Raw genomic sequence first — 21,480 nt, forward strand, 5'->3', positions numbered from 1 at the left:
TCACGTTGATGTGTTAACGATAATAAAGGAGGTAGCAAGTGACCATTGCTATTGTAATAGGCACACATGGTTGGGCTGCAGAGCAGTTACTTAAGACAGCAGAAATGTTGTTAGGCGAGCAGGAAAACGTCGGCTGGATCGATTTCGTTCCAGGCGAAAATGCCGAAACGCTGATCGAAAAGTACAACGCTCAGTTGGCAAAACTCGATACCAGTAAAGGCGTGCTGTTTCTCGTTGACACATGGGGAGGCAGCCCGTTTAACGCTGCAAGCCGCATTGTCGTCGATAAAGAGCATTACGAAGTCATCGCCGGTGTGAACATTCCCATGCTGGTTGAAACCTTCATGGCACGTGATGACAACCCAAGCTTCGATGAATTAGTGGCACTGGCCGTTGAAACCGGTAGCGAAGGCGTGAAAGCGTTGAAAGCAAAACCGGTGGAAAAAGCCGCTCCAGCCCCCGTCGCAGCACCAAAAGCAGCAGCTCCCGCCAAACCGATGGGCCCGAACGATTATATGCAGATCGGCCTGGCGCGTATTGATGACCGCTTAATCCATGGTCAGGTGGCAACTCGCTGGACCAAAGAAACTAACGTTACGCGCATTATCGTCGTCAGTGATGAAGTTGCCGCCGATACCGTGCGTAAAACGCTGCTGACTCAGGTTGCACCTCCTGGTGTGACGGCGCACGTGGTTGATGTCGCGAAAATGATTCGCGTCTACAACAACCCGAAATATGCAGGTGAGCGTGTGATGCTGTTGTTCACCAACCCGACCGATGTAGAACGTATCGTTGAAGGTGGTGTGAAAATTACCTCTGTAAACATTGGCGGTATGGCTTTCCGTCAGGGTAAAACGCAGGTAAACAACGCAATTTCTGTCGACGAAAAAGACATTGAAGCCTTCAAGAAACTCAATGAACGCGGTATTGAGCTCGAGGCACGTAAAGTTTCTACCGATCAGAAACTGAAAATGATGGATTTGATTGCCAAGGCGAAATAATTCCCTGGCATTTACTTAGTTTTCACACTTAAGTCTGTATAGCAATAGGAGAAGTACAATGGAGATTACCACTCTTCAGATTGTGCTGGTGTTCATCGTCGCATGTATCGCGGGTATGGAGTCGGTACTCGATGAATTTCAGTTCCACCGTCCGTTGGTGGCCTGTACGCTGATTGGTGCCGTTCTCGGGGATATGAAAACCGGTATCATCATCGGTGGTACCCTGGAAATGATCGCCCTGGGCTGGATGAACATCGGTGCTGCGGTTGCGCCTGATGCCGCACTGGCCTCAATTATCTCTACCGTTCTGGTTATCGCGGGTCACCAAAGTATTGGTGCCGGTATCGCGCTGGCTATCCCGCTGGCAGCAGCAGGCCAGGTACTGACTATCATCGTTCGTACTATCACCGTAGCCTTCCAGCACGCGGCGGATAAGGCGGCGGAAAACGGTAACCTGACGGCGCTCTCCTGGCTGCACGTGTCCTCCCTGTTCCTGCAGGCTATGCGTATCGCAATCCCGGCGGTAATCGTAGCGATTTCTGTAGGCACCAGTGAAGTTCAGAGCATGCTTAACGCCATTCCGGAAGTTGTAACCGGTGGTCTGAACATCGCAGGTGGCATGATCGTCGTGGTTGGTTATGCGATGGTCATCAACATGATGCGCGCAGGCTACCTGATGCCGTTCTTCTACCTCGGCTTCGTCACTGCGGCATTTACTAACTTCAACCTGGTTGCTCTGGGTGTGATTGGCGCAGTAATGGCTATCCTCTACATTCAACTGAGCCCGAAATATAACCGCGTAGCCGGCGCACCTGCTGCTGCGGCTGGCAATAACGATCTCGATAACGAACTGGACTAGCAGGTGAGCGAAATGGTTGATATGACTAAAACTACCACCGAGAAAAAACTCACTCCAAGTGACATTCGTGGCGTGTTCATTCGTTCTAACCTGTTTCAGGGTTCATGGAACTTCGAACGTATGCAGGCGCTGGGTTTTTGTTTCTCCATGGTACCGGCTATCCGCCGCTTGTACCCGGAAAACAACGACGCACGTAAGCAAGCTATTAAGCGTCACCTGGAATTCTTTAACACCCATCCATATGTAGCCGCTCCAGTTCTGGGCGTTACGCTGGCGATGGAAGAGCAGCGTGCAAACGGCGCAGAGATTGACGATGGTGCTATCAACGGTATCAAAGTTGGTCTGATGGGCCCGCTGGCAGGCGTAGGCGACCCGATCTTCTGGGGTACCGTTCGTCCGGTATTCGCCGCGCTTGGTGCAGGTATCGCGATGAGCGGCAGCCTGCTTGGGCCTTTGCTGTTCTTCATCCTGTTTAACCTGGTTCGTCTGGCAACCCGTTACTACGGTGTAGCATACGGCTACCGTAAAGGTGTCGATATCGTTAAAGATATGGGCGGCGGCTTCCTGCAAAAACTGACTGAGGGGGCGTCAATCCTCGGCCTGTTTGTCATGGGGGCTTTGGTTAACAAGTGGACGCACGTAAACATCCCGCTGGTGGTTTCTACTATCACCGGTCAGGATGGTCAGACTCGCGTCACCACCGTGCAGACTATCCTTGACCAGCTGATGCCGGGCCTGGTTCCTCTGCTGCTGACATTCGCCTGTATGTGGCTGCTGCGTAAGAAAGTTAACCCGCTGTGGATCATTGTTGGCTTCTTCGTCATCGGTATCGCGGGCTACGCTGTCGGCTTGCTCGGCCTGTAAAACTGTTGTACATCACCGGGGGCTTGCCCCCGGTTTTTCTATTTAGAGGGTTGAGGATTCATGACTATCACGGATCTGGTGCTGGTTCTTTTTATCTTTTCGCTGCTGGCGTACGCCATTTACGATCAGTTCATCATGCCCCGCCGTAATGGCCCTACTCTGCTGACTGTCGCCCTGCTCCCTCGCAGCAAAGTCGACAGCGTTATCTTCCTTGGCTTGGTAGCTATTCTTATCTACAACAACGTGACCAGCCACGGTGCGCAATTTACTACATGGTTATTATGTGCACTGGTATTGATGGGGTTGTATCTGTTTTGGATCCGTACGCCAAAAATCATCTTCAAGCAAAAAGGTTTTTTCTTCGCCAACGTCTGGATTGAATATAACCGCATTAAAGAGATGAATTTATCTGAAGACGGTGTACTGGTGATGCAATTAGAACATCGGAGATTGCTGGTTCGCGTACGAAATATAGACGATCTCGAGAGAATATATAAGCTTTTAATCTCAAATCAATAAGTTAAGAATATAGCCTGAACTATGTTTTTATATATCAGCTCAAAAACAAACATAGCCAAGGCTATATTCCGCTGTCCATAATGTTATTTATTTTAACGTTTTATTTATAAATAAATCTAAATGAAAATCGTTTTCAATTAGAAGTCAAATATTATTTCTGCGTTTCTTGTTTTATATTCTCAAAATATGTTAAGGTTGCGCCCGTCGTTGGGGAGTAGCCGATTTCCAGACTCCGGAAATGTACGTGTCAACATACTCGTTGAAAAACGTGGCGCGTACGGACTGAACCTACAGGTTCTGTCAGGCGAGACCATAGGCACATCAACTGCATTGCATATCTGAATGGCACTGTATTTACAGTGATTCCAGCTTATCTGCATGGCTACTGGGGGCAGTGATGTGTTTAATGGATACCCCGGTCAGGACGCTGTTATGAATCTCACCGCTACCGTTCTTCTCGCTTTCGGCATGTCGATGGATGCTTTCGCTGCATCAATTGGCAAAGGCGCTACCCTGCATAAACCCAAATTTTCGGAAGCACTGCGCACCGGTCTGATATTCGGCGCTGTTGAAACACTTACGCCGCTTATTGGCTGGGGTATGGGGATGCTGGCCAGCAAATTCGTGCTGGAGTGGAACCACTGGATCGCCTTCATCTTGCTGATTTTTTTGGGCGGACGAATGATAATCGAAGGCTTTCGCGACAACGGTGATGAAGATGAAGAGCCGCAGCGCCGCCACGGTTTCTGGCTGCTGGTTACCACGGCCATCGCCACCAGTCTCGACGCGATGGCCGTCGGGGTGGGTCTGGCTTTCCTGCAGGTCAACATTATCGCCACTGCGTTGGCCATCGGCTGCGCCACGTTGATTATGTCCACGCTTGGCATGATGATCGGTCGTTTCATCGGCCCGATGCTGGGCAAGCGGGCTGAAATTTTAGGCGGGGTGGTACTGATTGGTATCGGCGCCCAGATCCTCTGGGCACACTTCCACGGTTAATTCAGGCGCTGCCAGACATGAATACTAAAGTCAGTCTGGCAGTCAAACTCCGTTTTTCCTGCTAATGTTTCCCACACTTCCGCCTTTGCCCGCCAGGCGAACGGCGTCATCTGCAATAGTGCAACAGCCTCGCTGCCCTTGAGCTGCATCTGATACCCCAGCGCAATACTCTGTTGCAGCACAAAACCGTCCAGTTGCTCAGTGTGCGGCGCATGCAAACGCACCTCATCATAAATCAGCCCTTTCAACTCCATTAAATGACGCGGCCCCGGCGTGGCGGTAATTACCCATCCCCCCGGTTTTACCACGCGAGCCAGCTCTTGCGCTTTGCAGGGCGCGTAGATCCTGATGATGGCATCCATTGACGCATCAGCAAACGGCAGACGATGGCTGGAGGCAACGCAAAAGGTCACCTGGGGATAGCGTCGGGCCGCGGCTTTAATCGCGACCTTAGAGACATCAAGACCAAAGGTTGTACAACCCATCAACGCATCGGCAAACGCGTGAGTGTAATACCCTTCCCCACAGCCAATATCCAGGATCGCCGCATCTTCTGAACCCGGCCTATCTTTGAGCACATTCACAATGGCATCGCGCAGCGGCTGATAGTGTCCGGCATCCAGAAATGCGCGACGCGCCTGCATCATTTCAGCACTATCACCCGGATCGCGCGATCGCTTGTGCTGAACCGGCAGTAAGTTGACATACCCTTCTTTCGCCACGTCAAACTGGTGCCGCTCGGGGCAGACAAAACTGTTTTTCGCTTGAGTAAGAGGCTGGTGGCAAAGAGGACAGGAAAACGACATGACAACTCCGGCAGGTGACTTAAGGGCGCAAGTGTAACGCGAATTGCGCCCTGGGAAAATAACTTACAATGAGGGCGAGGATACGTTGCTGTCGTGCATCACCAGCAGATGATCGGAGTCTGCAGGCATGCCATCCGGTTTTACGTTTTCCAGGCGCAGGACATCGCCCATTATCTGGCTAAATACCGGCGCAGAGACCGCCCCCCCATAATAAGCACCGTTTTGCGGGTTATTAATCACCACGACCAACGCGAATTTTGGGTCACTCGCTGGCGCAACGCCCGCCGTATAGGCCACGTATTTATCGACATACTTACCGTCATCGCCAATTTTCTTTGCCGTTCCGGTCTTAACTGCTACGCGATAATCTCTGACCGCGGCCTTGGTTCCGCCGCCGCCGGGTAGCGCGACGCTTTCCATCATATGTTCAACCTGGTGAACCAGCGCCTCTGGCATCACTCGCGTACCTATTACCGGCGGATCGATACGTGTAATAGAAAGGGGGCGATAAATACCAAAACTGCCGATGGTGGCATACACATGCGCCAGCTGGAGCGGCGTCACCATTAATCCATAGCCAAATGCGAAGGTTGCCCGGTCCAGATCGCTCCAGTAGCGGCGCTGGGGCATTAAACCGCTACTTTCCCCGGTTAACCCCAATCCGGTAGGATCGCCAAAGCCAAATCTTTTATAGGTATCGAGGAGTTTCTGTATCGGCATCGCCAGTGAAAGGTGCGACACGCCGGTATCGCTCGATTTCTGCAAAATGCCGGTCAACGATAGCTCCGGGTAAAATCCGACGTCGCGGATGCGATGTCCATCAACGTTAAAAGGATGAGTGTCAATCACGCTGTCCGGCTGCACAATTCCTTGTTGCAGAGCGGTCATGATCACCAGCGGTTTAACGGTTGAGCCAGGTTCAAAGGTGTCGCTAATTGCACGGTTACGAAAATCATCCAGTACTGCGCCATCACGGTTATTGGGGTTAAAGTCGGGAAAGCTTGCCATGGAGAGTATTTCGCCGGTGGCAATATTGACCAGCACCGCGGCCCCGGATTCCGCTTTATTCCATGTTACGGCATTATCAAGCGCGTCTTCGGTAACGGTCTGCAAACGCTCATCAATGCTGAGCTGTAATTCGTGCGCTGGCACTGGCATCATTTCGGTGATGTTTTCAATGACATGACCAAATTTGTCTTTCCGTACCAGGCGGGATCCGGGCTTACCCATCAATTGGCTATTAAAACTTTTTTCCAGGCCTTCAATGCCCTGACCGTCAATGTTGGTAAAGCCAATCAAATTAGCCGCAACATGTCCGGCAGGATAGAATCGACGCGACTCTTCACGCAGGTTAATCCCCGGTAAGTTAAGGTTATCAACCCATTCGGCCTGCTGGGGTGAGATCTGACGTGCCAGATAGATAAAGCGTCCGGCTGGATTACTGTTAACACGTTCCGCCAGCGAACTGAGCGAAATATGTAGGGCCTTCGCTAACGCTTGCCAACGTTCGTTGTAACCAACCCCACCCTTGCTAACAATCGTCTTCGGATCGGCCCAAACGGCGTTAACAGGAACGCTTACCGCCAGCGGTCGCCCTTCTCTGTCGGTAATCATTCCGCGCGGAGAGGCAATGGACACCTCGCGTAACGAACGCATGTCCTCCTGTTTTACCAGACTCTTCGGCGTGACTATTTGCAGCCAGGCAACCCGCCCCAGCAGCAATCCCAGACTTAATAATATAGCCACACAAAGCAGGGCAAAACGTACGGGAGTAAAATTGCGCGCATCGCCGTCGTTTTTCTTTTTCACCCGATCTCCAGCAAGATAGTTTTTCAGGTGTCTGATTTAACGAAAAATGCTGCAAGAAAGCGGGGAAAACTATGCTACGAACCTCACGCCTTTGCAACAAAGCGCTAATGGATGGGCAAACAGAAATATTTTGACGTAAGTTGAATTAAAAAGCCCCGCTTAAGCGAGGCTTTATATCTGAGATGGGTGCGCAAAAGCGCTTCAAATCAGTGGTGTCGATCAGATAGCTGTTACGTTAACAGCAGCCGGACCTTTCTGGCCGTCCTGAATTTCGAACTCAACGTTCTGGCCTTCAGCCAGAGTTTTGAAGCCGTTACCCTGGATAGCGGAGAAGTGTACGAACACGTCTTTGCTGCCATCAGCCGGAGTAATGAAACCAAAACCTTTAGACTCGTTGAACCACTTAACTTGACCTTTAATCTTTGCCATTTGCAAAATTCCTTAGAGTATTTTCTTCGCCCGCGGGCATAACATAGATAAAACTGAGACATTACTGCTTGAGGCACTAATATAAGGTTCGGCAGAGAAGCGGTATTCAACGTCAACGTGTTTACTCAGGACTTCTTTACTGAAAATGCCACACATAAACAGAACTGTACCTCGTTTAACCCAAAACGTGTTATCACATACAACGTTAATAATGGCAAGCCATTTTTAAACGTGTCTCGATCGGTCGCACAAATCCCGTCGGTCATCAAACAGCAACTGCACAGTTATGCGCCAGGCCGAGTAGAGTTAATATACGTCCCCTCCCACCTTTCCCCGTCTGGCTTGCACCATAGCCGGGACATTTCTACCATAGCTCAATAGCTTCGGTTGTTCCAGGTTATCTGCTATGGGTTCAGCCATATATCACTTTTTATGCTTAGTAATGCATAAAATGTCACAAACGTAAAAATGAGATCCGCCTTCTGGTTTTGCACCAAAATAATGAAAGAATGATGACAAGGCACAAAAAAAGTAAGAGAAACGTTTCGCTGTTAATAAAACGATCGTTATCACAAAAATGACATATTCATATTTTTAACGTATGGGGAATTATATTTATATCAGGCTGGGGTTCAGATATTAATTGGTCGAAGCATCTGAAAATACTGAGATGACATGTCAGCCTGACCGCTAATTGCACGGCAGGGACAGAAGAAAATAATCTGACACGCTAACGACAGGATGAGACATCTGAGAACAGCATTAACAGCGCCTCACCCTGCCATACCATTTTTACCGTTCAGCTACCAGGCGGATGATGTCATCATCGTCATCCTTAGCTGGTTGTGCAGCTGGCTCTGCAGCTTTCTCAGGTTCGTTAGCTTCACAAAGGCGACGGAGCAACGCGTTCTGTCTTTTTTGCTGATCTAACAATGCCTCAAGCAGCTCAATCTGCTCATTAGTACGCGAACTAGCCCGATTGATGAAAAACCACAAAACAAGCCCGACAATCAGAACCACCACCGATACCGCTAAAGACGCAAAACTCAACGCGCCTGAATTCAAAACTTCGTTCATTTCACCACCTCAATGTAGACAGCGTAGTTTACCACTGCCGCACAAGAAGGTAATCAACTGTGGCAAAAATGCGCTTACCAGGGAATAAATTTATTGATGGCACAAATACCGCTGAAAAATTGTACGTCCTGATCGCACATGATGTTGAACACTTGCGCCCACATCAGAATGCATACCAGTACAACAACAATCAGCACTACCCAGCGAATTTTTTTCACTCCAGCTCCACTCGTCAACCCTACATCTTATGTCTATAAATTATCATGCGTTACCTAAACCCAGCGTTAACTGTATCGGCATTCAATCTTTTTAGGAATGATTGACTTGTTTCATCCCGTGTACAGGCTAATCTAATAATAACGAGAAAAGATAAGAGGTTGTAATGCGTCTGATTATCCGCGCTATTGTGTTGTTAGCTCTGGTTTGGATTGGTTTATTACTGAGCGGCTATGGAATTTTGATTGGAAGTAAGGAGAATGCAGCAGGGCTGGGCCTACAATGTCAATATTTGACCGCCCGCGGAACCAGCACCGCACAATACGTCCACACCAATAGCGGTATCATTGGCCTGTCGGATTGTCCCCTACTGAGGAAAAGCACGGTCATAATCGATAACGGTTAATATCGCAGCAATACATCCGATACGTTATTTACGCCCTGTAATGTTATGACTGTTCACAAAAAAACCCAGGTACAAAGTACCTGGGTTTTTAGTATTCGGGATTACGTTAGATCAGAACGGATAGTCGTTGTAGCCCATTTGTTCTGAAATTTTGCGCGCCGCCGTATGCAACATCGCCACATACTCGTGTAAACGCTCTTCTGAGAAACGCAGCGTTGGGAATGAAATACTCAGACCCGCAATCACCACGCCGAAACGGTCAAACACCGGTACGCCGATGCAGCGCAGGCCTTCTTCCTGTTCTTCGTTATCTTCGCCGTAGCCCTGCTCACGCACTTTATCCAGCAATACCAGCAATTCATCAGTATTCGTAATGGTACGATCGGTACTACGTTTGTACTCAATGCCATCCAGAATCTGCTTCACTTCATCGCGATCGCGCCATGCCAGCAGAACTTTACCGATAGCCGTACTGTACAGCGGATTACGACGACCTACGCGGGAATACATGCGCAGATTGTACATGGAGTCGATTTTGTGAATGTAGACAATACTGTCTTCATCCAGCGCACCGAGGTGTACTGTTTCTTTAGTCAGACGAGAAAGTTCGCGCATCTGGATATCAGCACTACGGATAAGATCGACGTTTTGCAACGCGCGCGCGCCCAGCTCAAATAATTTCAGGGTCAGCGAGTATTTCTCAGACTCCCCTTCTTGAGCCACATAACCCAGCGTTTTCATGGTCTGCAAAAAGCGATAAACGGTGCTTTTCGACATCATGACGCGTTGCGACAACTCGGTAATACCAATTTCGCGCTCTTCACCCAGCGCCTGCAGGATGCCAAAAACTTTCAGCACGGAAGATACAGAATCGGGTTGCTTATCCAGATCTGCGATTGCCATTTATCACCCCTTTCGAGTGTTTTATAAAAATCAGAACCGGTTTTTATTATAATTTCACGTATCCCCCCTCGCAATCGCTCTTTGCTTACTTAGTTACAAATCTGCGACCTAACGCCTGAATATCAATGCTAAAATTATTATTCTCATCATAAATTCCGACAATATTGACTTCCTATGGAAAAAACTCAGACCGATGGTCTGCCATTGCCCCAGCGATATGGCGCAATTTTAACCATTGTTATTGGCATTTCTATGGCTGTACTCGACGGTGCAATAGCGAACGTAGCCCTACCCACTATTGCCACCGATCTTCAGGCCTCACCGGCCAGCTCAATCTGGATCGTGAACGCCTATCAAATCGCGATCGTCGTTTCGCTGCTGTCGCTCTCTTTTTTAGGTGATATGTTCGCTTACCGGCGCATTTATAAGTGTGGTCTGGTCGTTTTTTTGCTGGCATCACTATTCTGCGCTTTGTCGGATTCGTTGCATATGTTGACGTTGGCGCGCGTCGCCCAGGGTTTTGGCGGTGCAGCGCTAATGAGTGTGAATACGGCATTGATCCGACTCATTTACCCCCAGCGCCAGCTTGGACGAGGAATGGGGATCAACTCCTTTATCGTAGCGGTCTCTTCGGCAGCGGGTCCGACCATTGCGGCGGCGATTCTCTCTATTGCCTCATGGAAATGGTTATTTCTGATTAACGTCCCGTTGGGAATAATCGCCCTGCTGCTGGCCATACGCTTTCTGCCACCGAATTCATCTCGTAGCAATAAACCGCGCTTTGACCTGCCAAGTGCAGTGATGAATGCCTTAACGTTTGGTTTGTTGATTACCGCACTCAGCGGGTTCGCACAAGGACAGTCACTAAAACTGATTGGTGCTGAGCTTGTGGCTCTTATCGTGATAGGTTTTTTCTTTATCCGCCGCCAGCTCGCGCTACCGGTTCCGTTATTGCCGGTCGACCTGCTACGCATTCCACTGTTTTCACTCTCAATCTGTACCTCGATATGTTCCTTCAGCGCACAAATGCTGGCATTGGTTTCCCTGCCCTTCTTTATGCAAACGGTACTTGGGCGCAGCGAGGTCGAAACGGGGCTGCTGCTGACGCCATGGCCGCTGGCCACCATGGTGATGGCACCGCTGGCAGGATATCTGATTGAACGCGTTCATGCTGGACTGTTGGGCGCGCTGGGCATGGCGGTGATGGCAAGCGGGTTGTTTTCGCTGGTGCTGCTGCCCGCTTCGCCCTCCGATTTTAATATCATCTGGCCGATGATTTTGTGCGGCGCGGGCTTCGGCTTGTTCCAGTCACCGAATAACCACACCATTATCACCTCCGCGCCGCGTGAGCGCAGCGGTGGGGCGAGCGGCATGTTGGGGACGGCACGCCTGCTGGGTCAGAGTACCGGGGCCGCTCTGGTCGCGCTGATGCTCAACCAGTTTGGCGACAACGGAACGCACATCTCGCTGATAACCGCTGGTATTCTGGCCTCGCTGGCAGCTGTCGTGAGCGGCTTACGTATTACGCAACCGCGAGCTCAGGCATAAAAAAAGCGCGTCTGTCGACGCGCTCTTTAGTTCGTCTGCTACCAATTATTTCAGGTACTCACCGCTGCGCAGCGCTTCAATACGTTTATCCAACGGCGGGTGAGTCATAAACAGCTCACTCAACGATTTGGATTTACCGTTGATGCAGAACGCCATCATGCTGGTCGCTTCCTGCGGCTCATAGCTGGTTTTCAAACGCTGTAGCGCGGCAATCATTTTCTCACGCCCCACCAGTTTTGCTGAACCTGCATCCGCATGGAATTCACGATGACGTGAGAACCACATGGTGATAATGCTCGCCAGAATACCAAATACCAACTCCAGTACCGTCGCCACCGCAAAGTAGATCAACGGGTTGCCGTTACTCCCCTCACCTTCATCGCGGTTTCCGCCCATAAAGCCAGCGGCAATTTGCGCAAGAATTCGTGAGATAAAGATAACGAAGGTGTTCACAACACCCTGAATGAGCGTCATGGTAACCATATCGCCATTAGCAATGTGGCTGATCTCATGCGCGATAACGGCTTCGGCTTCATCCGGGCTCATGTTCTGCAACAGACCTGTACTCACGGCCACCAGCGAGGCATCCCGGCGCGCACCGGTAGCAAACGCGTTAATATCTGGCGCATGGTAGATTGCAACCTGCGGCATAGCGATCCCGGCCTGGCGGGCCTGATTCGCGACTGTATTCATCAGCCAGCGTTCTCTTTCATTGCGAGGCTGTTCGATCACTTCCCCGCCAACGGACTTTAACGCCATCCATTTGGACATCAGCAGCGAAATGAAGGAACCACCAAAACCAAACAGCAGTGCCATGATCAACAAGCCTTGAACGCTGCTTGACTGAATCCCTGTCAGGCTCAATACCAGCCCGAAAACGACCATCACAGCCAGGTTCGTCAGCAGGAAGAGCGCGATTCGCATCATAATCTTCTTTTAACCTCAATTTAACAAAACGCACTATGCGATTACCCATATCGTATGGGTCTTATGGCTATTTTCAAGCATCCATAGGTGCTAAGTCACCAGAAAGACACAACTTTACATTTTATCGTATCAGACTGACGTCTTCATGCGCTTGTTAAAAAAACAGGCACAATTTCTTGTGCCTGTTTGAGGTTATTGACTGGTTGCGGGCTGTTCCGCTGGCTTTTCTTTTTCAAGATGCGCCAGGTCGAGCGCGATTTTTACCGTTTCATCCAGGTATGGATCCGGCTCCTGGTAATCCTTCGGCAGATCGTCCAGTTTCTTCAACAGTGGCTTGCCTTCACGCTTAAACCGATCGTTGATACGCGCCAGGCGCATTGCGTCGTCTTCATTATTCTCTTTCTCACGCTGAGCATAATTAAGAGAAGCAATGTTGCGCTTATCCTTCATCGCGTTAAAACGCGCAATGTCCTTCATGATGTACTGGAACTCAGGATCGTTGGCAATACGCGCATTGTGCTCTTTCAGCAACTCAGGCCCAAACGGTGTCAGGTTATCTGATTTGGTGTAAGTCGCAGCATCAATGCTATCCCACGGCAGCGCGTTGTCTTCGAACTTCTCACCGGTTTCAGTTTCTTCATTGCCTGTCGGCATGATGATGTCCGGCGTAACACCTTTACGCTGCGTACTCCCGCCGTTTACACGGTAGAATTTCTGGATCGTATACTGAACAGAACCCAGCGCCGGCCATTCCGGACGCAGCATCTGATCGTAAATACGGTTCAGTGAGCGATACTGCTGCACGGTGCCTTTCCCGAAGGTTGGTTCACCAACGATCAGCGCACGACCATAATCCTGCATTGCCGCGGCAAAAATCTCTGATGCCGAAGCACTGAAGCGGTCGACCAGCACTACCAGCGGGCCTTTGTAATACACAACGCCGTCGGTATCGCTGTCTTCACGCACTTTACCGTTATTGTCACGAACCTGAACCACGGGACCGGAAGGAATGAACAGACCTGAAAGCGAAACGGCTTCGGTCAGTGCTCCACCGCCGTTGGTGCGCAGATCGATGATGACACTGCTGACGTTCTGTTTTTCCAGCTTCTGCAACTGAACTTTGACATCATCCGTCAGCCCAACATAGAAGCCTGGGATATCCAGTACACCAACTTTTTCTTTGCCAACGGTTTTCACGGACATTTTAACGGCGCGATCTTCGAGACGAATGCGTTCACGGGTTAACGTCACAATGCGCGTTTTGGTGCCTTTACCGGCAGGCAGGATTTCGAGGCGAACTTTGCTGCCCTTAGGTCCTTTGATTAGCGCCACAACGTCATCCAGACGCCAGCCAATCACGTCGACCATACCTTTTCCTGTCTGGCCTACGCCAACAATACGGTCGCCAACGCTTATCGCTTTGCTCTTGGCTGCCGGGCCACCCGCTACCATAGAGTTAATGACGGTGTAGTCATCGTCCATTTGCAAAACCGCACCAATTCCTTCCAGAGACAGGCTCATTTCAGTATTGAACTGTTCGGTATTGCGTGGAGAAAGGTAGTTAGTATGCGGGTCGATTTCACGGGCGAAAGCGGTCATCGCCAACGAGAACACATCTTCGCTGTTGGTCTGTGCCAAACGGCGGATTGCAAACTTGTAACGACGCGTCAGGGTTTCACGAATTTCCGCATCGGTTTTACCGGTCAGCTTTAGACTGAGTTCGTCAAATTTAACCTTGCCATCCCACAGCGCGTTAAGCTCTGCTTCGCTTTTCGGCCACGGAGCTTTGCTCCGGTCGAGGTTAAAGGTGTCGGTCCCGGTGAAATCCATTGGACGTGCCAGCACGCTTAATGCGTACTGATAACGTTCAAATCGGCGTTTCTGCGCCAGATTATAGAGATCGTAAAAGACATCCAGCTTGCCGCTGCGCAGTTCATCGCCGAGGACTGTTTTCTTTTTTGCATACTGTTCGATATCGCTCGCTAACAGCACATTGTGGCTGTAGTCGAGCAGATTCAAATAGCGGTCAAAAATTTTTGCCGAAAACGCCTGATCCAGATCGAACTGGCGATAGTGTGAACGCGTAAAACGCGAGGTCACACGTTCGCTTACCGTCGCATGCTGGGTTTCTTCCTTTAATACGGGGATTTGATCGGCACGCGTGATGTCTTCTACAGCAAGTGCCTGGCCTGCTAATGCAAGCAGACCAGCTAACGCAGTAAGCCTAAAAAAAGTGTTCATGCCAGGCCTGGCCTCCGTTTCAGAACACCAGGTGTTCTGCGCGTACAATCAAAGACATACCCGAATTCAGCTGTACACGGACGCCATCTTTGGTGATTTCTAATACGGTGGCATCCATCGCATTATTACCTGCTTTCACCTTCAGAGACTGCCCTACCGTCAGTACTGAAATATCAGAGACTGGGGTATGCTGTTCTTCACGAGGAGCACGCGGTGCTTTTGCTGCTGGTTTTTCAGCGCGAGGTTTACGCTCTGCGCCTTCCTTACGACGCGGAGCAGGACGCGGCTTACGCTCACGACGCGGTGCGTCTTCTTTTTCACCGGCAGCAGCGGCCGCTTCGCGTTTTTTCGCCTGTTGCTCTGCACGTTGCGCCTGAACGCGGGCTTTAGCTTCTTCCAGCTGTTTGCGCGCATGTTCAACGTGCTGCTCATCCAGCTCACCACAAGGGTTGCCGTCAAGATCGACACGCGTAGCGCCCAATTTAACGCCATACAGATAGCGCCAGCTTGAAGTATAGAGACGTAAGGCAGAGCGGAGCTGTGTCTTGCTGAGGTTCATTTCGCCCTCAACACGCTCTACCAGATCCTGAAAAATACCAATTTTCAGTGGGCGCGCTTCGCCTTCCGCACTAAAACACTGCGGGAAGCGTTCGGCCAGAAACGCGATGACTTCTTTACTGCTATTCAACTTAGGTTGATTTTCCATGAAATTTCCTGATTACAACGGACGTAGCCAACAAGCGCAGGCATGAACAGGCGACATTATAATGACGTCATCAGTAATTGCTACGTTATCCGTTGATTATCCTGCGACGTGCGCAAAGAATTTTTTGTAATCCGTCGTTGCAAGCACGGTTTCAAGCTGTGCCACCAGCGTTCGCAGCCCCTGCTCATCTTCCTCAGTAAAGCGGCCAAACGCCGTACTATCGATATCCAGCACGCCGATTATCTGATTTTCGACGGTGATTGGTAGGACGATTTCAGCATTGCTGGCGGCATCACATGCGATATGCCCGTCAAAAGCATGAACGTCTTCAATGCGCTGTACCTGGTTCTGCGCAACCGCGGTACCGCACACACCGCGCCCTACCGGGATTCGCACGCAGGCGATTTTGCCCTGAAAGGGGCCTAGCACCAGCGTATCGTTTTCGAGCAGATAAAAACCGGCCCAGTTTACTTCTGCAAGACGCTCGTACAACAATGCGCTGGTATTCGCCAGCGTTGCCAGAAAACTGGTCTCACCTGCCATTAATGCCTGAAAATCACGGTTCAGATCCGTGTATAGCTCTATTTTGTTCATTATGTAATCACTTAGTTGTCTTACTTAAAACTGCAGCCTACTAAAATAAACATTAAATGCGTAAATGCTCAAGATCATTCCCGTCATGAGTTAAGATAACATTACTTCAACAATTTGATTCGCGATACATGGCCTTAACGACACCACGCATCACGCCGAGTAAAAAAATAGCCATCAGGTCCATTGGTGATGCACTTCCCCGTGCCCATTACCATCGCTGCCCTGAATGTGACCTGATCTTTAGCTTGCCTAAAATGCGTTCACATCAAAGTGCCTTCTGCCCACGCTGTCAGGCAAAAATTCGTGACGGGCGCGACTGGTCATTAACACGACTGGCGGCAATGGCTTTCACCATGCTGCTGCTGATGCCCTTTGCCTGGGGAGAGCCGCTGTTGCACATCTTTTTATTAGGTGTGCGCATTGACGCAAATGTGCTGCAAGGCATCTGGCAAATGACCCGCCAGGGCGATCCTCTTACCGCATCATTCGTGCTATTTTGCGTTGCTGGCGCGCCAATCATTCTCGTGACATCAATCGCTTATCTTTGGTTTGGCAATATTCTTGGGATGAACCTGCGCCCGGTGTTACTCATGCTGGAAAGACTCAAAGAGTGGGTGATGCTTGATATCTATCTGGTTGGCATTGGCGTCGCATCGATCAAAGTTCAGGACTATGCTTTTTTGCAACCTGGTGTGGGACTGTTTGCTTTTATTGCGCTGGTAATCCTCAGCATTTTGACGCTGTCACACCTCAATGTAGAGCAGCTTTGGGACCGTTTTTACCCGCAAAGACCGGCCCGTCGGCCCGATGAAAAGCTCCGCGTCTGCCTTGGCTGCCACTTTACTGGTTATCCGGACGCCCGGGGACGCTGTCCTCGTTGCCATATCCCGTTGCGCTGGCGCAGGAATCAAAGTATCCAAAAGTGTTGGGCGGCTCTGCTGGCCTCGGTGGTCCTGCTTTTGCCTGCTAACCTGCTGCCTATCTCGGTAATTTATGTCAACGGCGGCCGGCAGGAAGACACGATCCTGTCAGGCATAATGTCTCTGGCGAACAGTAACATCGGCGTGGCAGCGATCGTTTTTATCGCCAGTATTCTGGTGCCATTCACCAAAGTGATTGTGATGTTTACGTTACTCATCAGCATCCAATTTAAATGTGAGCAAGGATTGCGTACCCGCATCAAACTGCTGCGCATAGTGACCTGGATTGGTCGCTGGTCGATGCTGGATCTCTTTGTTATCGCTTTAACCATGTCGCTGATTAATCGCGATCAGATACTTGCTTTTACTATGGGACCGGCTGCGTTTTATTTCGGCGCAGCGGTAATATTGACTATTCTTGCAGTGGAATGGCTGGACAGCCGCTTACTTTGGGATGCACATGAGTCAGGAAACGCCCGCTTCGCAGACTGAAGCGCAGATTAAAACAAAACGCCGTATCTCTCCGTTCTGGCTACTGCCGTTCATCGCACTGATGATTGCAGGTTGGCTTATCTGGGGAAGCTATGAAGATCGCGGCAATACCGTAACCATTGACTTTATGTCTGCGGACGGCATTGTGCCGGGCCGTACTCCTGTTCGTTATCAGGGCGTTGAAGTGGGCACGGTGCAGGATATCAACCTCAGCAAAGATCTGCGCAAAATTGAAGTCCGCGTCAGTATCAAATCGAGCATGAAAGATGCTCTGCGCAAAGAAACCCAGTTCTGGCTGGTCACGCCAAAAGCGTCACTGGCCGGGGTTTCTGGTCTGGATGCATTGGTTGGCGGCAACTATATCGGCATGATGCCCGGAACCGGTGAGGAAGAAGATCATTTCGTCGCCCTCGACACTCAGCCCAAGTATCGTCTGGATAATGGCGATTTAATGCTGCATCTGCGGGCCCCTGATCTCGGTTCGCTCAATAGCGGTTCGCTGGTTTATTTCCGTAAGATTCCGGTAGGTCGGGTGTATGACTACACCATCAACCCAAATCATCAGGGTGTGACCATCGACGTGCTGATCGAACGTCGTTTTACCAATCTGGTGAAAAAAGGCAGTCGCTTCTGGAACGTCTCCGGTGTGAATGCGGATGTCAGCCTTAGCGGTGCGAAGATCAAGCTGGAAAGCCTGGCGGCGCTGGTCAACGGTGCCATTGCTTTTGATTCACCCGAAGACTCAAAACCGGCTGCGGCAGACGACACGTTTGGTCTATATCAGGATCTCGCACACAGCCAACGCGGGGTGATCGTCAAGCTTGATTTACCCAGCGGAGACGGACTCAAAGCAGGCTCAACGTCGCTGATGTATCAAGGATTAGAAGTCGGTCAACTGACCAAACTGGATTTAAATCCCGGTGGTAAAGTCACCGGCGAAATGACGGTTGATCCCAGCGTCGTTACGCTGCTGCGCGACAACACACGTATTGAATTACATAGCCCTAAATTATCGTTAAGCGATGCGAATCTCAGTTCACTGCTGACGGGTAAAACCTTCGAATTGGTCCCCGGTGAAGGCGAGCCGCGTAATCAGTTTGCCGTGATCCCCGCTGAGCAATCTCTGTTACATGACCCAGGCGTCATGACGTTTACGCTGACTGCACCGGAGAGTTACGGTATTGATGCCGGCCAGCCGTTGATTCTCCACGGCGTGCAGGTCGGTCAGGTGATTGAGCGGACGCTCTCAAGCAAAGGTGTCTCATTCACTGTTGCCATCGAACCGCAGCATCGCGATCTGGTGCAGGGTGACAGTAAATTCGTGGTTAACAGTCGGGTCGATATCAAAGTCGGACTGGATGGCGTGGAGTTCCTCGGTGCCAGCGCCAGTGAGTGGATAAGCGGCGGCATTCGTATTTTACCTGGCACTAAAGGGGAAATGAAAAAAAGCTACCCGCTGTACGCCAACCTGGAAAAAGCGATTGAAAACAGCCTGAGCGATCTGCCAACCACTACGGTCAGCCTGAGCGCTGAAACGCTGCCGGATGTGCAGGCCGGCTCGGTGGTGCTGTACCGCAAATTCGAGGTCGGTGAAGTGATTAGCGTTCGTCCTCGTGCCGATGCGTTTGATATCGATCTGCATATCAAACCGGAATATCGCAATTTGTTGACCAGCAACAGCGTGTTCTGGGCCGAAGGTGGGGCAAAAGTGCAGCTTAACGGTAGCGGTTTGACCGTACAGGCATCTCCCCTTTCGCGGGCGCTCAAAGGGGCGATTAGCTTCGATAACTTAAGCGGAGCAAGCGCCAGTCAACGCAAGGGCGACAAGCGGATTCTGTATGCTTCCGAAACCGCCGCGCGTGCGGTGGGCGGCCAAATAACCCTGCACGCGTTCGATGCCGGTAAACTCGCTGCCGGTATGCCAATTCGCTACCTGGGAATTGATATCGGCCAGATCCAGACGCTTGAGCTAATCACCGCCCGCAACGAAGTTCAGGCAAAAGCGGTTCTGTATCCGGAATACGTGCAGACCTTTGCCCGAAGCGGCACCCGTTTCTCGGTGATCACACCGCAAATTTCGGCGGCAGGCGTAGAGCATCTGGACACGATCTTACAGCCGTATATTAACGTTGAACCTGGACGCGGCAACCCACGCCGTGATTTTGAACTGCAGGAAGCGACTATTACCGATTCTCGTTACCTCGATGGTCTGAGCATTGTGGTGGAAGCGCCGGAAGCCGGTTCGCTGAATATCGGTACCCCGGTCCTGTTCAGAGGCATTGAAGTGGGGACCGTCACCGGGCTGACGCTGGGTTCGCTTTCTGACCGTGTGATGGTTGCCATGCGCATTAGCCAACGCTATCAGCATCTGGTGCGCAACAACTCCGTGTTCTGGCTGGCATCCGGATACAATCTCGACTTCGGTTTGACCGGCGGTGTCGTGAAGACCGGCACCTTTAACCAGTTCATTCGCGGCGGTATCGCCTTCGCTACGCCGCCGGGTACGCCACTGGCCCCGAAAGCGCAGGCAGGTAAACACTTCCTGCTGCTCGAAAGCGAACCAAAAGAGTGGCGTGAATGGGGCACCGCCCTGCCACGTTAATGTATCCACTGCTCCGGCGCGAGTACGTACGCCGGAGCAGTTATGCTACACTGCGCACCTGTTTTTTTGCCGGTGGTATCAAGTGGCTTATTTTCCCGACGCCTTTCTGACTCAAATGCGTGAAGCAATGCCTTCCACGCTCTCATTCGATGATTTTCTCGCTGCCTGTCAGCGTCCGCTGCGCCGTAGTATCCGCGTTAATACGCTGAAAATCTCCGTTGCCGACTTCCTCACTCTGACAGCGCCTTACAACTGGTCACTGACTCCGGTTCCCTGGTGTGCTGAAGGTTTCTGGATCGAACGTGATGATGAAGAGTCAGTCCCGCTCGGCAGCACCGCTGAGCATTTGAGCGGTCTGTTTTATATTCAGGAAGCCAGTTCCATGCTGCCGGTCGCCGCGCTGTTTGCCGAAGGCAATACCCCGGAACGCGTGATGGATGTCGCGGCAGCCCCCGGCTCCAAAACCACGCAAATTGCCGCAAAAATGAATAATCAGGGTGCGATTCTGGCAAATGAGTTTTCCGCCAGTCGGGTCAAAGTCCTGCATGCCAATATCAGCCGGTGCGGGATAGCCAATGTCGCGCTAACCCACTTTGACGGCCGGGTATTTGGCGCAGCATTGCCAGAAGCTTTCGATGCCATTTTGCTGGACGCCCCGTGTTCCGGTGAAGGCGTGGTGCGTAAAGACCCCGATGCGCTAAAAAACTGGTCGCCAGAAAGTAATCTGGAAATTGCAGCAACCCAGCGTGAGCTGCTCGACAGCGCCTTCCATGCCCTGCGTCCTGGCGGCACGTTGGTCTATTCAACCTGTACGCTTAACCGTGATGAAAATGAAAACGTCATGCAGTGGTTGATTGAGACCTACCCGGATGCCGTCGAGTTTTTACCACTCGGCGATCTATTCCCGGAGGCCGAACGTGCCCTGACGCCGGAAGGATTCCTGCATGTGTTCCCGCAGATCTACGATTGCGAAGGTTTTTTCGTTGCGCGGTTGCGCAAAACTGCCGCAATCCCTGCACTCCCTGCGCCGAAATATAAAGTCGGTAACTTCCCGTTCAGTCCGCTTAAAGGACGTGAATCTGTGCTTGTGACGCAGGCCGCTAACGCTAATGGCTTGCAGTGGGCAGACACTCTGCGCCTGTGGCAGCGTGATAAAGAAATTTGGCTGTTTCCAGGCGAGATAGAACCCCTGATCGGCAAAGTCCGCTTTTCCCGACTTGGGGTCAAACTGGCTGAAACACACAATAAAGGGTACCGCTGGCAGCATGAAGCCGTAATCGCTCTCGCCAATCCAAATCACAGCCATGCGTTCGAACTGACCCTTACCGAAGCCGAAGAGTGGTACCGCGGTCGAGATGTTTACCCGCACACTGCGCCAGCCACCGACGACGTGCTGGTTACGTTCCAGCACCAGCCGATCGGCCTGGCAAAACGTATTGGTTCGCGATTAAAGAATAGCTATCCACGCGATCTTGTCCGGGATGGCAAACTCTTTACAGGATAACGCACGTTTTTACTGGCACTTTTGCTAACGTTGACTACGCTGAAAAATGGACGACCTA

At 51.0% G+C, this 21,480-nt stretch carries 21 protein-coding genes; 10 read left to right on the forward strand and 11 right to left on the reverse strand.

Features of this window, described 5'->3' with window-relative positions; genetic code table 11:
• The first annotated feature begins 38 nt into the window (after positions 1-38).
• The 5 genes from manX to mntP all read left to right on the forward strand — a co-directional run bounded on the left by manX (position 39) and on the right by mntP (position 4,242).
• Positions 39-1,001, forward strand: a complete 963-nt coding sequence (gene manX / locus E1B03_RS15760; protein WP_005122176.1) for a PTS mannose transporter subunit IIAB — start codon at positions 39-41, stop codon at positions 999-1,001.
• A gap of 58 nt (positions 1,002-1,059) precedes the next feature.
• Positions 1,060-1,860, forward strand: coding sequence for a PTS mannose/fructose/sorbose transporter subunit IIC (locus tag E1B03_RS15765; RefSeq protein WP_003021004.1), 801 nt, complete (start codon positions 1,060-1,062; stop codon positions 1,858-1,860).
• A 12-nt stretch (positions 1,861-1,872) separates the two neighbouring features.
• The gene (locus tag E1B03_RS15770) at positions 1,873-2,724 is read left to right on the forward strand and encodes a PTS mannose transporter subunit IID (RefSeq protein WP_003833769.1); all 852 of its coding nucleotides are present in this window, start codon (positions 1,873-1,875) and stop codon (positions 2,722-2,724) included.
• Positions 2,725-2,784: 60 nt separating this feature from the next.
• A complete protein-coding gene (locus E1B03_RS15775; protein ID WP_103771159.1) occupies positions 2,785-3,243 on the forward strand; it encodes a DUF986 family protein in 459 nt (152 codons plus the stop codon).
• A 432-nt stretch (positions 3,244-3,675) separates the two neighbouring features.
• Positions 3,676-4,242: a manganese efflux pump MntP gene (mntP, locus tag E1B03_RS15780; protein ID WP_020996621.1), complete on the forward strand. Its 567-nt coding sequence runs from the start codon at positions 3,676-3,678 to the stop codon at positions 4,240-4,242.
• Here mntP and rlmA read toward each other — a convergent pair.
• The 6 genes from rlmA to mgrB form a co-directional block, all read right to left on the reverse strand.
• Positions 4,239-5,048: a 23S rRNA (guanine(745)-N(1))-methyltransferase gene (gene rlmA, locus E1B03_RS15785; RefSeq protein WP_103771161.1), complete on the reverse strand. Its 810-nt coding sequence runs from the start codon at positions 5,046-5,048 to the stop codon at positions 4,239-4,241. The two genes, mntP and rlmA, sit on opposite strands and share 4 nt — an antisense overlap.
• A 63-nt stretch (positions 5,049-5,111) precedes the next feature.
• Positions 5,112-6,857 (reverse strand): peptidoglycan glycosyltransferase FtsI, encoded by a 1,746-nt coding sequence (gene ftsI / locus E1B03_RS15790; RefSeq protein WP_103771162.1) that lies wholly within the window; start codon positions 6,855-6,857, stop codon positions 5,112-5,114.
• A gap of 219 nt (positions 6,858-7,076) precedes the next feature.
• On the reverse strand, positions 7,077-7,286 hold the full coding sequence (gene cspE / locus E1B03_RS15795) for a transcription antiterminator/RNA stability regulator CspE (protein WP_001062678.1): 210 nt from the start codon (positions 7,284-7,286) through the stop codon (positions 7,077-7,079).
• Positions 7,287-7,298: 12 nt separating this feature from the next.
• Positions 7,299-7,442, reverse strand: a complete 144-nt coding sequence (locus E1B03_RS15800; RefSeq protein ID WP_006684179.1) for a DUF2627 domain-containing protein — start codon at positions 7,440-7,442, stop codon at positions 7,299-7,301.
• Between the two features lie 636 nt (positions 7,443-8,078).
• Positions 8,079-8,363 (reverse strand): YebO family protein, encoded by a 285-nt coding sequence (locus tag E1B03_RS15805; RefSeq protein ID WP_133086552.1) that lies wholly within the window; start codon positions 8,361-8,363, stop codon positions 8,079-8,081.
• 74 nt (positions 8,364-8,437) lie between these two features.
• Complete coding sequence (mgrB, locus tag E1B03_RS15810; protein WP_003034977.1) at positions 8,438-8,581, reverse strand: PhoP/PhoQ regulatory lipoprotein MgrB; 144 nt, start codon at positions 8,579-8,581, stop codon at positions 8,438-8,440.
• 164 nt (positions 8,582-8,745) lie between these two features.
• On the opposite strand from mgrB, the gene E1B03_RS15815 reads away from it, so the two are divergent.
• Positions 8,746-8,985, forward strand: coding sequence for a YobH family protein (locus E1B03_RS15815; protein ID WP_003034975.1), 240 nt, complete (start codon positions 8,746-8,748; stop codon positions 8,983-8,985).
• A 111-nt stretch (positions 8,986-9,096) separates the two neighbouring features.
• Here E1B03_RS15815 and kdgR read toward each other — a convergent pair whose 3' ends face one another.
• Positions 9,097-9,888 (reverse strand): DNA-binding transcriptional regulator KdgR, encoded by a 792-nt coding sequence (gene kdgR / locus E1B03_RS15820; protein WP_003833778.1) that lies wholly within the window; start codon positions 9,886-9,888, stop codon positions 9,097-9,099.
• 174 nt (positions 9,889-10,062) lie between these two features.
• Between kdgR and E1B03_RS15825 the strand changes: the two genes are divergently transcribed.
• On the forward strand, positions 10,063-11,436 hold the full coding sequence (locus E1B03_RS15825; protein ID WP_133086553.1) for an MFS transporter: 1,374 nt from the start codon (positions 10,063-10,065) through the stop codon (positions 11,434-11,436).
• Positions 11,437-11,481: 45 nt separating this feature from the next.
• Here E1B03_RS15825 and htpX read toward each other — a convergent pair whose 3' ends face one another.
• The 4 genes from htpX to E1B03_RS15845 all read right to left on the reverse strand — a co-directional run bounded on the left by htpX (position 11,482) and on the right by E1B03_RS15845 (position 15,904).
• Positions 11,482-12,363 carry a protease HtpX gene (gene htpX, locus E1B03_RS15830; RefSeq protein WP_003034964.1) on the reverse strand — a complete coding sequence of 294 codons (882 nt, stop codon included), beginning with the start codon at positions 12,361-12,363 and terminating at the stop codon, positions 11,482-11,484.
• Between the two features lie 192 nt (positions 12,364-12,555).
• Positions 12,556-14,604, reverse strand: coding sequence for a carboxy terminal-processing peptidase (gene prc / locus E1B03_RS15835; protein ID WP_103771166.1), 2,049 nt, complete (start codon positions 14,602-14,604; stop codon positions 12,556-12,558).
• Positions 14,605-14,623: 19 nt separating this feature from the next.
• Positions 14,624-15,310 carry an RNA chaperone ProQ gene (gene proQ / locus E1B03_RS15840; RefSeq protein ID WP_003833781.1) on the reverse strand — a complete coding sequence of 229 codons (687 nt, stop codon included), beginning with the start codon at positions 15,308-15,310 and terminating at the stop codon, positions 14,624-14,626.
• A gap of 96 nt (positions 15,311-15,406) precedes the next feature.
• Complete coding sequence (locus E1B03_RS15845; protein ID WP_103771167.1) at positions 15,407-15,904, reverse strand: GAF domain-containing protein; 498 nt, start codon at positions 15,902-15,904, stop codon at positions 15,407-15,409.
• A 128-nt stretch (positions 15,905-16,032) separates the two neighbouring features.
• Between E1B03_RS15845 and yebS the strand changes: the two genes are divergently transcribed.
• From yebS to rsmF, 3 genes are all read left to right on the forward strand, one after another.
• Positions 16,033-17,316: a membrane integrity lipid transport subunit YebS gene (gene yebS, locus E1B03_RS15850; RefSeq protein WP_103771168.1), complete on the forward strand. Its 1,284-nt coding sequence runs from the start codon at positions 16,033-16,035 to the stop codon at positions 17,314-17,316.
• On the forward strand, positions 17,285-19,918 hold the full coding sequence (locus tag E1B03_RS15855) for a PqiB family protein (protein ID WP_133086554.1): 2,634 nt from the start codon (positions 17,285-17,287) through the stop codon (positions 19,916-19,918). Before yebS ends, E1B03_RS15855 begins: the two co-directional genes overlap by 32 nt.
• 115 nt (positions 19,919-20,033) lie before the next feature.
• Positions 20,034-21,422, forward strand: a complete 1,389-nt coding sequence (gene rsmF, locus E1B03_RS15860) for a 16S rRNA (cytosine(1407)-C(5))-methyltransferase RsmF (RefSeq protein WP_207949468.1) — start codon at positions 20,034-20,036, stop codon at positions 21,420-21,422.
• Positions 21,423-21,480 lie beyond the last annotated feature (58 nt).

The organism is Citrobacter arsenatis (assembly GCF_004353845.1).
In the GTDB taxonomy this organism is placed as follows: domain Bacteria; phylum Pseudomonadota; class Gammaproteobacteria; order Enterobacterales; family Enterobacteriaceae; genus Citrobacter; species Citrobacter arsenatis.